This is a genomic window from Parerythrobacter lacustris, assembly GCF_024626475.1.
Classification (GTDB): domain Bacteria; phylum Pseudomonadota; class Alphaproteobacteria; order Sphingomonadales; family Sphingomonadaceae; genus Parerythrobacter_A; species Parerythrobacter_A lacustris.
The window spans coordinates 425864-440756 of the sequence record NZ_JANKHH010000007.1 but is presented as its reverse complement, the minus strand read 5'-3'; the positions used below and the strand labels follow the sequence as shown (position 1 = coordinate 440756).

The 14893-nt window shown below is 64.5% G+C and carries 13 protein-coding genes; 11 read left to right on the top strand and 2 right to left on the bottom strand.

The features are described 5' to 3' along the window. Nucleotides 1-214: 214 nt before the first annotated feature. The 4 genes from NSO95_RS14020 (at nt 215) to NSO95_RS14005 (ending at nt 3791) form a co-directional block, all read left to right on the top strand. On the top strand, nt 215-1714 hold the full coding sequence (locus tag NSO95_RS14020) for a carotenoid oxygenase family protein (protein ID WP_257596932.1): 1500 nt from the start codon (nt 215-217) through the stop codon (nt 1712-1714). A 122-nt stretch (nt 1715-1836) separates the two neighbouring features. Then, nucleotides 1837-2988: an alginate export family protein gene (locus NSO95_RS14015; protein ID WP_257596931.1), complete on the top strand. Its 1152-nt coding sequence runs from the start codon at nt 1837-1839 to the stop codon at nt 2986-2988. A gap of 315 nt (nt 2989-3303) precedes the next feature. Continuing rightward, a complete protein-coding gene (locus tag NSO95_RS14010; protein WP_257596930.1) occupies nt 3304-3516 on the top strand; it encodes a cold-shock protein in 213 nt (70 codons plus the stop codon). Between the two features lie 65 nt (nt 3517-3581). Further along, a complete protein-coding gene (locus NSO95_RS14005) occupies nt 3582-3791 on the top strand; it encodes a hypothetical protein (protein ID WP_257596929.1) in 210 nt (69 codons plus the stop codon). Nucleotides 3792-3817: 26 nt separating this feature from the next. Here NSO95_RS14005 and uvrC read toward each other — a convergent pair whose 3' ends face one another. After that, the gene (gene uvrC, locus NSO95_RS14000) at nt 3818-5863 is read right to left on the bottom strand and encodes an excinuclease ABC subunit UvrC (RefSeq protein ID WP_257596928.1); all 2046 of its coding nucleotides are present in this window, start codon (nt 5861-5863) and stop codon (nt 3818-3820) included. A 249-nt stretch (nt 5864-6112) separates the two neighbouring features. On the opposite strand from uvrC, the gene NSO95_RS13995 reads away from it, so the two are divergent. From NSO95_RS13995 to NSO95_RS13985, 3 genes are all read left to right on the top strand, one after another. Then, nucleotides 6113-7042: a division plane positioning ATPase MipZ gene (locus NSO95_RS13995; RefSeq protein WP_257596927.1), complete on the top strand. Its 930-nt coding sequence runs from the start codon at nt 6113-6115 to the stop codon at nt 7040-7042. 108 nt (nt 7043-7150) lie between these two features. Next, nucleotides 7151-8854: a WS/DGAT/MGAT family O-acyltransferase gene (locus tag NSO95_RS13990; RefSeq protein ID WP_257596926.1), complete on the top strand. Its 1704-nt coding sequence runs from the start codon at nt 7151-7153 to the stop codon at nt 8852-8854. Next, the gene (locus tag NSO95_RS13985; protein ID WP_257596925.1) at nt 8851-9654 is read left to right on the top strand and encodes an esterase/lipase family protein; all 804 of its coding nucleotides are present in this window, start codon (nt 8851-8853) and stop codon (nt 9652-9654) included. The genes NSO95_RS13990 and NSO95_RS13985 overlap by 4 nt, the downstream gene beginning before the upstream one ends. A 7-nt stretch (nt 9655-9661) precedes the next feature. On the opposite strand, the gene NSO95_RS13980 is transcribed toward NSO95_RS13985, so the two are convergent. Next, on the bottom strand, nt 9662-12667 hold the full coding sequence (locus NSO95_RS13980) for a porin family protein (protein WP_257596924.1): 3006 nt from the start codon (nt 12665-12667) through the stop codon (nt 9662-9664). 245 nt (nt 12668-12912) lie between these two features. On the opposite strand from NSO95_RS13980, the gene infA reads away from it, so the two are divergent. The 4 genes from infA to yacG are packed head-to-tail and all read left to right on the top strand — an operon-like array spanning nt 12913 to nt 14892. Beyond that, complete coding sequence (gene infA, locus NSO95_RS13975) at nt 12913-13182, top strand: translation initiation factor IF-1 (protein WP_257596923.1); 270 nt, start codon at nt 12913-12915, stop codon at nt 13180-13182. A 6-nt stretch (nt 13183-13188) separates the two neighbouring features. Next, nucleotides 13189-13764, top strand: coding sequence for a Maf family protein (locus NSO95_RS13970; protein ID WP_257596922.1), 576 nt, complete (start codon nt 13189-13191; stop codon nt 13762-13764). Next, the gene (locus NSO95_RS13965) at nt 13757-14719 is read left to right on the top strand and encodes a ribonuclease E/G (RefSeq protein ID WP_257596921.1); all 963 of its coding nucleotides are present in this window, start codon (nt 13757-13759) and stop codon (nt 14717-14719) included. The genes NSO95_RS13970 and NSO95_RS13965 overlap by 8 nt, the downstream gene beginning before the upstream one ends. Then, nucleotides 14716-14892 carry a DNA gyrase inhibitor YacG gene (yacG, locus tag NSO95_RS13960; RefSeq protein WP_257596920.1) on the top strand — a complete coding sequence of 59 codons (177 nt, stop codon included), beginning with the start codon at nt 14716-14718 and terminating at the stop codon, nt 14890-14892. The genes NSO95_RS13965 and yacG overlap by 4 nt, the downstream gene beginning before the upstream one ends. The last annotated feature ends 1 nt before the right edge of the window (nt 14893 follow it).

Sequence of the window (14893 nt, the reverse complement as noted above, 5' to 3'; positions counted from 1 at the left end):
GGTAAGTTGGCGGTACACGAACAACGTAAAGATGGCGTTTCCACCAAAGTGGACCTTTCCCGGATAAGAACAGTCACAAAATCAGCGACTTAACCTTTCGACGGCCCTCTTATGGTTAATTTCGTCCTTCTGTTGCGCGCGATCGGACGAGAATCTCCACGGCTTGCGCGCAGGGATGCGCGCGCTACCCTGCAGCACCCAAGAGAGGACTGCCATGCAGATCACGAAGCTGCCGCCCGTTCGCACGACGTTAGAGCCGTCGAACCATCCCTACCTGTCGGGTGCCTGGACCCCATGCCACGAGGAAGTGACGGTCGACGAGCTCGAGGTGATCGAGGGTGCCATTCCGGCGGACATCGACGGCATCTACCTGCGCAATACCGAGAACCCGGTGCATCAGCCACTCGGCCGCTACCACCCGTTCGACGGCGATGCGATGGTGCATCAGGTCAGCATCAGAAACGGCAAGGCAAGCTACCGCAACCGCTTCGTTCGTACCCATTGCTTCGAGGCGGAGCAGGTCGCGGGCCAATCGCTATGGGGCGGGCTGATGGACCCGCCGGGGACATCGCAGCGCCCCGGTTTCGGCGCGCATGGCGGGCTCAAGGACACCGGCAGCACCGACATCGTGGTCCACGGCGGGGTGGCCTACGCCACCCTTTACCAATGCGGCGAAGCGTGGATGCTCGATCCGGAGACGCTGGAAAACCTCGGCAAGGCGCCGTGGGGTCCGCTCGACGGCGTATCGGCGCATCCGAAAGTCGACGAAGGTACCGGGGAGCTGATGTTCTTCAACTACTCCGTCCACGCCCCCTACATGCATTACGGCGTGGTCGACCAGGCCGGCAAGCGTATCCACTATGTGCCGATCCCCCTGCCCGGGCCGCGTCTGCCGCACGATATGGCGGTGACGAAGAACTGGTCGATCCTCAACGACATGCCGCTGTTCTGGGATGCCGACGCGCTCGAACGCGACATCCATGCCGCGCGGCTGCACGAAGGACTGCCGACGCGTTTTGCGCTGATCCCGCGCCACGGTCAGCCGGACGAGATTCGCTGGTTCGAGGCCGAGCCGACCTATGTGCTCCACTGGACCAACGCCTATGAGGCCAAGAACGAGCAAGGGCATGACGAGGTGGTGCTGGAGGGCTACCACCAGTCCTGCCCGATGCCGCAGCCGCTCGCGGAGCATGGCCGCTATGCCCACATGATGGCCTATGTCGACGAGCACAGTTTCCAGTGCCGCCTCCACCGCTGGCGGTTCAATCTTTCGACTGGCGAGTGCCGCGAACAGCGCCTGTCGGACCGGATCGTGGAGTTCGGCACCATCAATCCCGACTACGCCATGCGCCCGAGCCGTTACGTCTGGTCGACCACGACCAGGCCCGGCTGGTTCCTGTTCAATGGCTATTGCCGTCACGATACCGCAACGGGCGAGGAGCAGATCTTCACCCTGCCCGAGGGTGTCTATGCCAGCGAAAGCCCGATGGTGCCGCGCCAGGGTGCTGTGTCAGAGGACGATGGCTACCTCGTCACTTTCCTGATCGACGAGAACAACGGCACCAGCGAATTCGCTATCCTCGACGCGAGCGACATCGCCAAAGGCCCGATCTGCCGCTGCGCGCTGCCGCACAAGATCAGCAGCGGGGTGCATGCGACATGGGTGGAGCGAGCGCGCCTGAATGAGAGCGGCTCCCGGCAAGCTGCAATCTGACTGCTATGGCGAAGCTGACGCACGCCTCCTAAGGAAGCACCGGGGCTGACAGTTTCCGGTCGAAGCTTGTGGGGGGCAGAATGCGATTGCCGGGTATTGGTCTGATTGCCGCTGCCTGCCTGATGCCGGGGCACGGATCGGCGGAGGAAATCAAGCTAGAGCCGCAAGTCGACCTGCGCTTGCGATACGAATCGGCGGTGCTTGACGATGCGCTCCGCGATGCGGACGCGGTAACGCTGCGCGCGCGCGTTGGGGCCAAGGCGGTGTGGGCGGATTTCTCCCTGCTCGCCGAAAGCGAAGCAACCGCAGCGCTCGTAACCGACTACAACGCCTTTCCCTTTCCGCAGGCAGAGGATCAACGCCGTCTGACCTACGCGGCCATACCCGATCCCGCCAATATCGAGCTCAACCGGCTTCAGCTGGACTGGCGGAAGGGCGACACCGCGCTGACCGTTGGCCGCCAGAGGATCGAGCTCGACGACCAGCGCTGGATCGGGTCGGCCGGATGGCGGCAGAACGAACAGACATTCGATGCCGTGCGCGGTCAGACGGCGATCGGCCCGGTTCGACTGGACGCGAGTTATCTCGCGGCGCAGCGCACCCTGTTCGGGATCGATGCCGGATCGAGGCAGGCGGTCGACGGCGAATTCGTGCTGCTCGGCGCAGGTACGAAACTCGCCGGCTTCAATGTCAAGGCGTTCGCCTATCTGCTCGACTTCGACGAGGCCTTTGCGGTCGGCAATTCAAGCCAGACATTCGGAGTCCTGGCGCAAGGCGGGATGGCGCTGGGTAAGGCGAAAATCGATCTGAAGGGCAGCTATGCGCGCCAGGCGGACTGGCGCAATCCGGTGCGCAACTTTGCCGCCGATTACGGGTTGGCCGAAGTCAACGCCACGCTGGGCAGTTTCGCGGTCGGCCTGGGATGGGAGCTTCTCGGTTCAGACAACGGGTCGGCGGTCCAGATGCCGTTTGGCTCGCAGCACAAGTTCAACGGTTTCGCGGATGTTTTCGTGACCACGCCTCCGGATGGGCTCGAGGATGCCTACGCCAGTTTCAGCTATACGCTGCCGGTGCCCGGCAAGCCGCGCGCAAGCATAATCCATCACCGCTTTGGCAGCGCAGCGGGGAGCGTGGATTACGGCAGCGAATGGAATGCGGTGATCTCGGCGAAGATTGGCAAGGTCGGGCTGATGGCCAAATATGCCAATTATCACGCTGAGGGATTTTCGGTCGATACCGAACGGTTCTGGCTGCAGGTCGAGTTCGTGCTGTGATGCATCCGCGGTGAAGGCGGCGAATGCCGACCGGACCAAGAGGAGGCCGGCGCGGCGGTCCGAGCGTGAGACGAAGCGCATAAGGTGAGCGCGGATGGTGCCCACTGCAATAGATTAGGCGAATTCTCGAACCTGTGCTAAGGCACCCTCGCTGACGTCGAAATTTGCGACGGACTTCGAGATTTGCCGACGCCGCTTGCCCGTTCCGGGCCCCGGCGAAAACCAGACGACGACTTCCTTTCATCGGACGATTTGATGCACGACCTCCGGGCCTGTCGTCCGGGGGCAACCCAGTGTTCTTGAAAGGAACAATCCATGGCCAAAACTGGCACCGTAAAATTCTTCAACTCCGACAAGGGCTACGGCTTCATCCAGCCCGACGACGGCTCGGCTGACAGCTTCGTGCACATTTCGGCGGTCCAGGCTGCCGGGATGAACTCGCTCGATAAGGAACAGCGCCTCAACTACGACGTCGAGATGGGCCGCAACGGCAAGGAAAGCGCCGTGAACCTGTCGTCGGCAGACTGATTTTGCCTGCGGGGGCGCGGCGAATTCTCGTCGCACCCCCGCAGTCACCGACTGGAAGGTCCCGCATGTCGCAATCCTACGAATTCTACACCGAGCGCGCCGACGCCGCAGCAGCCGCTGCAAAGCAGGCAACGCTCGACAACGTCCGCGATCGCGAATTGCGGGCGGAGAAGACCTGGCGCGACCTCGCCAAGCAGGCACGCGCAGTGTCGGTCCAACGGGCGAAGACCGAAGCGGAAAAAGCCGCCGCTCGCGCTGCCGAAAGCAGCGTTTGAACCGTTAAGCTGAACGACGCGCCGGGTTATCCGCCAGCGTGATAGAAATCGTAAATCTTGCGCGCGACCGTATCGCTCACGCCCGGTGCGCGCTGCAAATCCTCCAGCGCCGCCGCTCTGACCTTGCTCGCTGTACCGAAGTGCAGCAACAGCGCGCGTTTCCTCGCTGGCCCGATACCTGGAATTTCGTCGAGCGGTGAGGCGCTGATTGCGCGGCTGCGTTTCGCCCGGTGCGCTCCGATCGCGTAGCGGTGGACCTCGTCGCGCAGGTTCTGGAGATAGAACAGCAGCGGTGAATTGGTCGGCAGCGTCTTCTCGCGCCCGTCAGGGAAGTGGAACACCTCGCGCCCCTCGCGCCCGTGGTGCGGCCCCTTGGCAATCGCGATCAGCGGGACGTCCTCGATCCCCATTTCCTCCAGCGTATCGCGGACCGATGACATCTGGCCCTTGCCGCCATCGATCAGGACGAGGTCGGGCCAGACGGTTTCGTGGGTCTCGGTCCTTCGAGACGATGCCTCTGCCATCGGCTTCGGCACCTCCTCAGGATGAGCGGGATGGGATGATTCCCGCTCATCCTGAGGAGGCGAAGACGCAGTCTGAGGCGTCTCGAAGGACGCCAATGACCGAAACCGCCGCCGCATCACTTCGCGCATCATGGCGAAATCGTCGTTCGCCTGCGCTTCCTTGATATTGAACTTGCGATACTGGTTCTTGAGGAACCCTTCGGGGCCCGCGACCACCATCGCGCCGACCGCCTTCGAGCCCTGGATATGGCTGTTGTCGTAAACCTCGATCCGCTGCGGCGGGCCGTCGAGCTCAAGGAATTCGGCAAGGTCGCGCAGGATCTTCGCTTTGGTACCGCTTTCCGCCAGCCGTCGGTCGAGCGCTTCGATCGCGTTGCGCTGCGCCTGCTCCATCAGCCGGCGCCGGTCGCCCCGCTGCGGGATCGAGATCGCGACCTTGCGTTCAGCCAGCGCGCCGAACGCCTCTTCCATCAATTCGCGCTCGGGCAGGTCGCGGTCGACCAGCACGGTCGGCGGCGGAGGCACTTCCTCGTAGAATTGCAGCATCACGTCGGACAGCACTTCGGCGTCGTCGACATCCCTGGTGTGCGCCGGAAAGAACGCACGATGGCCCCAGTTCTGGCCACCGCGGATGAAGAACGCCTGCACACCCACCTGCCCGCCTTTGGCAGCCAGCGCGAAGACATCGGCATCGCCCACGCCTTGCGCATTGATCGCCTGCGAACCCTGGATGAAGGTCGCCGCGCGCAACCGGTCGCGCAAGATTGCGGCAGTCTCGAAATCCAGCGCTTCCGCCGCCTTCGCCATCTGCCGCTCAAGATCGGTCTGCACCGCGCCCGATTTACCAGACAGGAAATCCTTCGCCTGGCCGACCAGCGCGGCATAGCCTGCCTGGTCGATCCGCCCGACGCAAGGCGCGGAGCAACGCTTGATCTGGTACAGCAGGCACGGCCGGTCGCGGCGGCTGAAGAAGCTGTCGGTGCAGCTGCGCAGCAGGAATAGCTTTTGCAGCGCGTTGATCGTGGTGTTGACGCTGCCTGCGCTGGCGAAGGGTCCGTAGTAATTGCCTTTCGCCCGCCGCGCGCCGCGGTGTTTCATGATGCGCGGGAAGTCATGCTCCGACCGCAGCAGGATGAAGGGAAAGCTCTTGTCGTCGCGCAGCAGCACGTTGAACGGCGGGCGGAACCGTTTGACCAGTTGCGCCTCGAGCAGCAGCGCCTCGGCCTCACTGTTGGTGGTGACGATTTCCATCGCACGGCACTGGCTGACCATACGCTGCAATCGGCTGGAGAGCGCCTGCACCTGAGTATAGTTCGCTACCCGGTTTTTCAGCGCGCGCGCCTTGCCGACATAGAGCACGTCGCCGCGCGCGTCGAGCATGCGGTAGACGCCCGGCACCGGCTTCAGGGTCTTCACTGTCTCGCGGATCGCCTTGACCCCGGCTTCTAGGTCCGGCTGCGCGCTGGCAACCGTATAGGTCGCGCGCTCCTCGTTGAAACGCTCGGCCCCTCGCGGGTCGTGTGGTGTGCCTGCGGGTGTTCGCGCCATTATGCCCAGCAACATAGGGCTTTGATCGGGTTGATGAAGAGGCAAACAGGCGATCGATCAATATGTCTCAGTGCAAGTCACAAACATGCAAATTTCTTGTGGATAACGTGATTCTAAGCAAGATTGCTTCTCGCGGAAGCGATTCGGGCTCGCAGCACGGCAATTGGTGAGGGGGTGGTTCGGGGCATGACACCTGATGGTTCTCATATTTCGATTTGGGTCAGCACGGCGTGCGAGCCGAATGGCGAGGTGGCTTCGCGCGTCGTGGACGACATGTCCAACCGCAAGCTGCCCAAGTTGCACACGATCCTGTTCGCTAACGAGAAAGGCGGCGTCGGAAAGTCCACGCTTGCTTTCCATACGGCAATCGCGCTCGCCAATCGGGGTCACGAGGTGCTTGCCATCGATCTCGATGCCCGCCAGCGCAGCTTTGCGCGAGCGATCGAAAACCGGCATGGAACTGCCGTCTGCCTCGGGATCGACCTGCCGACCCCGCGTTGCGTCGTGCTCGACAGGCCGAGCGGCGCGATGCTGGCGCAAGAGATCGCACGACTGGGTGCAAAATGCGATGTTGTGGTGATCGATGCCCCCGGGCACGATGTGCCGGTCGTCCGCCGCGCCGTTGCCATCGCCGATATGCTGGTGACCCCGGTCAATGCCTCGTTCTTCGATCTCGACGTGCTCGCGCGGTTCGACCCGGTGACCGAGACAATGCGCGAGGCCGGTCCGTTCGCGCGCACGGTGCTCGATCTTCGGGCCGAGCAGCAAAAACGCGGCAGCAAGCCGGCCGACTGGATCGTGGTCAAGAATCGCATCCGTATCGCCGAAAAATCGCACCTGGCGCGTACCAATCCACGCCTCGAACAGATCGCCGAAACCTTTGGCCTGCGGCTGGCGCAGGGGCTGCGCGAACGCGTCGCCTATCGCGCGCTGTTGCAGTTCGGCCTGACCGCCCCCGACATTGCGGCGATCCCGCAGTTGCATGGCATGCGCATGCGCGACGACGGAGAAATGGCGGGCTTCGTCGACAGCCTCGGGCTTGCAACCGCGCTGCCCCATCGGAACCGCCCGCTGCGCCGGTATGCTGCCAAGGTTCCGGCACGCACCCGCGAAGACTATGCCCGCTCGCTGCGAAACAGTTTTGCCGCCGATGCGGTTGACGAGGCGGTGCCCGCATGACGACGGAGCCATGGACAGCCAACCGCCGCCATTGACGCGGCACGGCAAGCTGTTACGCCTTGCACTCTAGAGACCTGCCTGAAGGCGGGCCGCAGCAGGAGAACGCCCTTGCGGCAATTGCAGGGCATGGATGCCAGCTTCGTTGCGCTGGAAACGCGCAATTCGCCGATGCACATCGGCTCGATCCTGATTTACAATCCGCAGACCGCGCCGGGCGGCTTTGTCCGGTTCAAGGACATCCTCGGCTTCCTGGGTGACCGGATGAAGATGTCGAAGACCCTGCGCCAGCGGCTGGTGCGGGTGCCGTTCGATCTCGACTATCCCTACTGGATCGAGGATCCGGATTTCGACCTCGAATACCACGTCCGCCACGTCGCTCTGCCCAAGCCAGGCGACTGGCGGCAGCTGTGCATCCAGGCCGCACGCATCTTCGCCCGCCCGCTCGACCTCGAGCGCCCGCCGTGGGAATTCACCGTGGTCGAGGGGCTCGACAATGTGGAGGGCATTCCCAGCGGCAGCTACGCCTACATCACCAAGGTCCACCACGCCGCGATCGACGGGATGAGCGGGATCGACCTGATGGAGGTCACCCACACGCTGAGGCCCGACGATCCACCGCCTGACATTCCCGATAGCTGGAAGCCGGAGAAGGTCCCCAACGCGGTCGAACTGCTGGGCAAGAGCTATTTCAATGCGGTGACCAATCCGCTCAAGCAGCTCGAAGTCGCCGCCCGCGCCGCGCCCGGCATCGCCAAGGCGATCAAGGGGTTGGTGACCAAGGAATTCGACCTCTCGCGCGAGATGATCGCGCCCAAGACGCGGTTTAACCGCAAGATCTCGCCGCATCGCGTGGTCGAGGGGCGGAGCGTCCCGCTGGCCGAGATCAAGGCGATCCGCGAGCTGGTGCCGGGGTGCAAGGTCAACGACGTGTTCCTTGCGATCATCGGCGGGGCGATGCGGTGCTATCTCGACAGCAAGGGCGAATTGCCTGCCAAGACGCTGACCGCGATGGCCCCGATCTCGGTCCGCTCGACTGGCGAGAAGGGCGATATGGGCAACCAGGTCGCGGCGATGATCGCCCCGCTCGGCACGCAAGTCGCCGATCCGGCGGAGCGGCTGGCCTTTGTGCACGACCGGACGACCAACTCCAAGGCGATGACCGATGCCATCGGTGCGCGCAACATGACCGAGGTGAGCAAGGTCAGCCCGGCGCTCTATATGGCGCTGGGTGCGCAGCTCTATACCAGGTTGAGCCTCGCTGACCGCGGAGTCGGCCCGATCTTCACCACCGTGGTGACCAATGTGCCCGGCCCGCCGGTGCCGATCTATTCGGCCGGCGCACGGCTCGAAAGCATGATGGGGCTGATCTGCCTGACCGATGGCATGGGACTGGCGCATGTGGTGCAGAGCTACACCAGCGAAGCTACGATCAGCTTCACCGCCGACCGCGAGATGATGCCCGATCCCGAATTCTACGCGCAGTGCATCCAGGACAGCTTCGAGGAACTGCGCGACGCAGCGAAGGCGGCGAGATCGTCCGGCACGGCGAAGATGAAGCCCGAAGCGCCCGCAAAGCGCGGCGCAACCGGCAAGCGCACGGCAGTAAATAAGGGCGGCTCTGCCTCCTCATCGACCCGCGCGGTCCGCGCCGCGCCCTTGAAGAGCGGCGCGACCGGAACCACGTCGACTGCGACAGCCAAACCTGCTGCGAAGAAGCGGGTCGCCCAGAAGCCCGCAACGAAGACGGGTGCCCAGAACAAGGCAGCGCCGAAGAAGCCTGCCCGGAGCAGCAAAGGAACTTCATCGAAATGAGCACCGCCACAGCTTTTGCCGAATCCACCGCGCGGCCGCCCAGCCGTTTGTTGACGCTCGCCGAACCCGGCCGCGCGATGGCCGAACTGGCGAGCTTCTATGCCTTGCGCCCGATGATGGCGGCGCTGCCGCGCGGCGACGGGCACGGGGTGCTGGTGCTGCCTGGCTTCATGGCGTCGGACACCTCGACCAAGCCGATGCGCCAGTTGCTCGACAGCCTCGGTTACGAGTCCGCCGGTTGGGGCCTCGGGCGCAACGTCCGGGTCGACAATGCCCGGATCGAGTCGATGCTCACCGGAGCGGACGAACTCTTCGAGCGGACCGGTCGCAAGATCTCGATTGTCGGCTGGAGTCTCGGCGGCGTTTTCGCGCGCGAACTGGCCAAACTTGCGCCGGAAAAGGTTCGTCTGGTGATCTCGCTCGGCAGCCCGATCAGCGACGATCGCAACCACACCAACGCACGCCGCCTGTTCGAATATCTCAACGGCAACGAGCCGGAGCCGATGAAAGACGGCAATTTTGCCAAGCTGGGCGAAGCGCCGCCGGTGCCGACGACTTCGATCCTGACCAAGACCGACGGGGTGGTCCATTGGCGCGGTTCGGTGCAGTTTCCCGGCGATGCCAATCACGGCCAGACGGAGAATATCGAGGTCCACGCCAGCCACTGCGGGCTGGGCGTCAACCCGCTGGTGATGTTCGCCATCGCCGACCGGCTGGCGCAGAAGGAAGGCACATGGAAGCCGTTCAAAGCCCGCGGGCTCGCCGCGCTGCTCTTCCCGCGTACCCGACTGCTCAACTAACCATCGGTCAGAACACTTTGCGGAATTCCACTTCGACCCGTCGTCCGAGCGGGTCGATCAGTCCCGGCTGATAGCTCAGCGGCACGGTACCGGTCCCGTCGGTCACGCGGCGCTGCGCGTCGAACACATTGTTCGCCCGTAGCGAAAGCCGCGCACCTTTCAGGAAGCCGGGTTCCTCGCCATATAGCCATTTCTGCTGCTCGAGGTCCATGAACAGGCGGATATCGAACGTAGCAAGGTCATCGAAGAACAGATCGGTCGACCCGGGCAGGCCAGAACCGTTGATCCGCGATGGGCTCAGGTAATTGCCCGAAAGGCGCAGGCCGAAGCCCCGATAGAACATCCCGCCTTCGAGCTGGACGGTATGGCGCGACACGCCGCCGCTGCCGAGCGCGTCACCATCGAGCAGATCGAACACCGGCACGCCCGGGGCGACGAGCGCCTCGTTTTCCAGCTCGACACTGTGAAACAGCGAAAGGAACCATCGCCCCTGTCCATCGCCGCCGCCGGGGCCGAAGCCGCCCGGCCCGCCGCCGCCGCCACGACCACCGCCACCGCCACCACGGCGGCCTTCGCCGCCGCCACGCCGGCCTTCGCCTTGCGCGCTGGCCTGCGCGCCGCCTTGCGACGCTGGCGCTGGCGTGTTGCACAATTGCTCGCGCAGCGCAGCCAGTCGCGCCGGGTCGATCTGGCCGTCCGCCCCGCGCAGGCGTTCGAGAAAGCGCTCGGGCAGCATTGAGAGATCGGGCAGGCTGCCGTCTTCGGGCACCGTGCAGATCGCGGTGCGCATGGCCGCGATCCGCTCAGAATCGAAGCCGCCGCCCGGACCGCCGGGCCCTGCCTCTTCCGAACAGAAGCGTTCGCGCAACTGCTTGACCCGTTCCATGTCGATCTGGCCATCTTCGCCGCGCAGCCGCGCGACCATCTGTTCCGGCAGTTTGGAGAAATCGAACGTCGTCGGGTCTTCGAGCGCGCAGAACTCCGTGCGGAGCTGGGCGAATTGCGCCGGGTCGAACGCCGGCCTGCCATCGCCCGGCCCCGTGCCGGGTGCGCCGACTGCCGGGGTTGCCCCCGCAACAGGCGCGCCGCCCGGCCGCCCGCCTCCGAAGCCGCCGCCGGGGCCTTCCGCGCTCGGCTTGCCCACCCTGCCCGACAGGTTGAAGCCATAGCGGACGCGTGAGCTGTTGCGCTCGGCAAATGTGATCGGCCGCCGGTCGATCGCGATCAGCCGGTCGTTGCTGTCGCGCGTGATGCGGTCGGGGAAGGCCGCTTCGACCGCCGGGCTCAGCACAGGGAAGCCCTCGGTCACATTGTCCGACCGGATGCGGAAGTACTCGACCTGGAGATTGGCCCGCTCGAACAGGTCGAGATCGTAGTAGGCACCCAGCTTGATGTCGCGCTGCTTTTCCGCCGCGAGGTTTGGATTGCCGCCGGTGGTGACGGTAGCCAAAACGGTTTCGTTGTTGGCCAGGTCGAACACCGGCACGTTGAAGGTCTGCACCTGCGGCGCTCCGAGCTGGGTCAGCGAGGGCGCTTCCTCGCGCTCGGTATAGCTGGCAGTCATGCTCAGCCGTTCGCCGAGGCGCCAGTTGATCCCGCTGCTCCAGTTGGTCAGCGTGCCGAAGTCCGACAGGTGATCAACCCCGCCGCTGAGATTGAGCGTGATATCGCCCACCGCGCCAAGCACGCCTTCGTCCTTGCTGGTCAGCGGCAATCCGGCACTGAAACCACTTTCTAGCCTGCCACGGGTCAGCTCGACAGCCCCGGCGGTGCTGCGCGTGTCGTCGCTCTCGATCCGGTTCCACTTGTAGCCGGATTTGAGCGTGAGCGAGGCCTCGCCGGCGGGAAGTACGAAAGGATTTGCCTGCGCCGTAAGCAGCGAATCTGCCGTCCAGGTGCGGCTGATCGCCTCGTCCGTCCCCGCGTCTGCTACAGTCGGCAGCGGTCCGTCGATCACCAGCGTGCCCGCTGCCGCCGCGTCGACCAGCGCCTGAGTGTCGCGGCGGCGATCAATCAGCGTGTCGTTCCATGTCCGGTTGGCATCGAGGGTGAAGGTCAGTTCCCAGTCCCCCACCGGCTTGCCGACCGATGTGCCGAACGACAGCGTGGTCGTCTCGGTGTTGCGCTCCAGCGCATTGCTATCAAGCGTGCGCAGTGCGGTCGCACCGTTGGGGCCGGTCAGCAGCACCGTGTCGAGACCGGACAGCGAGCGGGTGTTGCTGCGCTGGAGATTGCCGTTGAGCGAAACCGTCCCGTCGCCCGGATTCGGGCCGAGCACGGTGTTGTAGGTCGTCTGCAGTTCGTAGGTATCGCTTTGCGCGGCGAGGCTGCGAAACCCGGCTGGATCGGGATCGGTCGCGACCGTCGGGACACTGCCGTCCGTCTGGACGATGTTGCGCTCGTCTTCGGTCAGCAGGCTTTCGTACTGGTATTCGCCGCTGACCTGCAGACGGCGCCGACCGTCGATGGTAAGCATGGACACCTCGACCTGGGGGCTGACCCGCCCACCCGCCGTTGGCCCGCCATACTCGAGTTCGATTTCGCGGCTGACGAAATCATCCTTCAGGATGAAGTTGATCACCCGCTGGGTGGCGGGGAAACCGAACTGCAGCGCCACTTCTTCCGGCAGCACCTCGACCTTGCGGATCGCCTCTGGCGGATAGAGGCTGAATTCGCGGAAGCTCGACACACGTTGCCCGTTGACGAGAAACACCGGCCGACCGCTCCCGCGCCCGCTGCCGGAGGAAACCTGCGGGGTGAGCTGCGCGACGAGATCGGCGATGGAGTTGGAGCCGAAGGCCTTGATATCGGCCTCCTCCAGCTCGAGCACCGGCGGCAGGTCGGTATCGACCTGGCCCCTGATCCGTTCGGCAATGACGACGATGTCCGCATCGGGATCGTCGACCGGTTCTTCGGCCGGCTGGGCAAACGCCGTGTCTGCGTTGGGATTGCCCAGTGCCCCTCCGCCCTGTTGAGCGAAAGCGATGGCAGGCAAGGTGAGCGCGATCGCCATCAGCGAGGCGGTTGCATGGAACGGCTTCAAGAGTCTGTCTTCCCTGGCAGAAATTGGCACATACCCCGCCCAACGCAGCCCCTGCCAAGGTTTGCCCTTCGCATCAATGAGCGATTCGTAACCGATTGTCGCAGCAGCCCCGATCCCGGACGGATGCAGGCACTACGCACAACGCTTCCCTTTTATCCCGGCCAGAGCTATGTGCGCGCAACATTCATCGACAGACTGCAGGAAACCGGACACACATGGCGAAAGAAGAACTCCTCGAAATGCGCGGCAAGGTGGTGGAACTGCTGCCCAACGCGATGTTCCGGGTGGAGCTCGAAAACGGCCATGAAGTGCTCGGTCACACCGCCGGCAAGATGCGCAAGAACCGCATCCGCGTGCTGGTGGGTGACGAGGTGCTGTGCGAGCTGACCCCTTACGACCTGACCAAGGCGCGCATTACCTACCGCTTCATGCCCGGCCGCGGCGGCCCCGGCCAGAATCCGGCGCAGGGCCCCGGCCCGCAGTAAGCTGCCGTGGGCCAGCCCACACTCATCCTCGCTTCTGCCAGCCCCCGGCGGCGCGAATTGCTCGCGCGGCTCGGAATCGAGCCTGTGGCGATCGCTCCAGCCGATATAGACGAGACCCCGCGCAAGGCTGAGTTGCCGCGCGATTACGCCCGCCGCATGGCGCGCGAGAAGGCCGAAGCGGCGGCGAGCGATACGGCGCATGTCCTCGCAGGCGACACGGTGGTCGCGGTCGGCCGCCGGATACTGCCCAAGGCAGAGGACGAAGCAACCGCGCGACAATGCCTCGAACTGATGTCCGGCCGCCGTCATCGTGTGCTCTCCGCCATCGCCCTGCGCGCACCCGACGGGACGATGCGCGAGCGGTTGAGCGAGACCATCGTTATCTTCAAGCGCCTCTCCGGAGAGGAGATCGCCGCATATCTCGCAAGCGGCGAATGGCACGGCAAGGCGGGCGGTTACGCCATCCAGGGGACGGCGGAAGGGCTGATCCGCCGGATCGACGGCAGCCATTCGGGAGTTGTCGGCCTGCCGCTCTACGAGACGCGGGCGCTGCTGAAAGCCGCCGGGTTCGACCTTGGCTGAGTGGCTGATTGAACGGGGCATCGGCGAGGACCGTGCCTTGCTGGTGGAAGGCGATGAAATGCTCGCCGCGAAACTTCGCTGGGCAGGCGAGCTTCATGCCGGAGAGATCGTCACTGCGAAGCTCGTAGCCAAACCTTCCGGATCGAATCGCGGTCTCGCTGTTGACGGCCAAGGCCACGAAATCTTGCTCGACCGCCTGCCGCCGGGCCTCACCGAAGGCGCACCTATCGGCGTCCAGATCACCCGCGCCGCGATTGCCGAGCGCGGCCGGTTCAAGCGCGCGCAGGGTCGGGCGATCGACACCGCTTCGGTGCCAGCCGAGCCAGCACAAGAATCTCTTTTCCCCAGCACCGAGATCCGCCGCTTCCCTGCAGGATTGTGGGAAGATGTGTGGGAGAACGCCAGTAGCGGGCAGATCGACTTTTCCGGCGGGACGCTTCTGTTCAGTGTCACCCCTGCGATGACCGTGGTCGATGTCGATGGCCAATTGCCGCCGCGCGAACTGGCGCTTGCCGCCGTCAAGCCGCTGGCCCGCTGGTTGCAGCTGTTCGACCTCGGCGGGTCGATTGCGGTGGACTTCCCATCGCTCGAAGCCAAGGCAGACCGCAAGGCGGCCGACGCGGCGCTCGATCTAGCGCTGCACGACTGGCCGCACGAGCGCACCGCGATGAACGGTTTCGGTCTGGTGCAAATCGTCGCGCGGCTGGAGGGTCCCTCTCTGCTCCACCGCATGGCGACCTCGCGGGTCGGTGCTGCCGCCCGTATGGCCCTGCGGCGCGCCGAAGCGGTAGAGGAACCTGGGTCGATCCTGCTGACAGTCCATCCCGCCCTGAAAGCAAAGCTCAAACCCGAATGGCTGGCTGAACTTGCCCGTCGTACGGGGCGCGAGGTGCAGGTTGAAACCGACCCCGGTATTGCCATCGAACGCAGTTTCGCGCAGGCGGTGCCCCTATGACGACCGTCAAACGCTGCCCGATCTGCCGCAAGCCGCGTGTCGAGGAGCACGTCCCCTTCTGCTCGACCCGCTGCCGCGATCGCGACCTTTCGCGATGGTTCAATGACGGTTATGCCGTACCCGGACCTCCAGCATCGCCCGAGGATGTAGTGGGAGCCGACGGGGGAGACTGAC

Bases quoted from the DNA above. Each gene is read 5' to 3' on its own strand.
- NSO95_RS14020 (WP_257596932.1), top strand. From the start codon at position 215: ATGCAGATCACGAAGCTGCCGCCCGTTCGCACGACGTTAGAGCCGTCG.
- infA (WP_257596923.1), top strand. From the start codon at position 12,913: ATGGCGAAAGAAGAACTCCTCGAAATGCGCGGCAAGGTGGTGGAACTG.
- NSO95_RS13980 (WP_257596924.1), bottom strand. From the start codon at position 12,667: ATGGCGATCGCGCTCACCTTGCCTGCCATCGCTTTCGCTCAACAGGGC.
- NSO95_RS14010 (WP_257596930.1), top strand. From the start codon at position 3,304: ATGGCCAAAACTGGCACCGTAAAATTCTTCAACTCCGACAAGGGCTAC.
- NSO95_RS14015 (WP_257596931.1), top strand. From the start codon at position 1,837: ATGCCGGGGCACGGATCGGCGGAGGAAATCAAGCTAGAGCCGCAAGTC.
- yacG (WP_257596920.1), top strand. From the start codon at position 14,716: ATGACGACCGTCAAACGCTGCCCGATCTGCCGCAAGCCGCGTGTCGAG.
- NSO95_RS13985 (WP_257596925.1), top strand. From the start codon at position 8,851: ATGAGCACCGCCACAGCTTTTGCCGAATCCACCGCGCGGCCGCCCAGC.
- uvrC (WP_257596928.1), bottom strand. From the start codon at position 5,863: ATGGCGCGAACACCCGCAGGCACACCACACGACCCGCGAGGGGCCGAG.
- NSO95_RS14005 (WP_257596929.1), top strand. From the start codon at position 3,582: ATGTCGCAATCCTACGAATTCTACACCGAGCGCGCCGACGCCGCAGCA.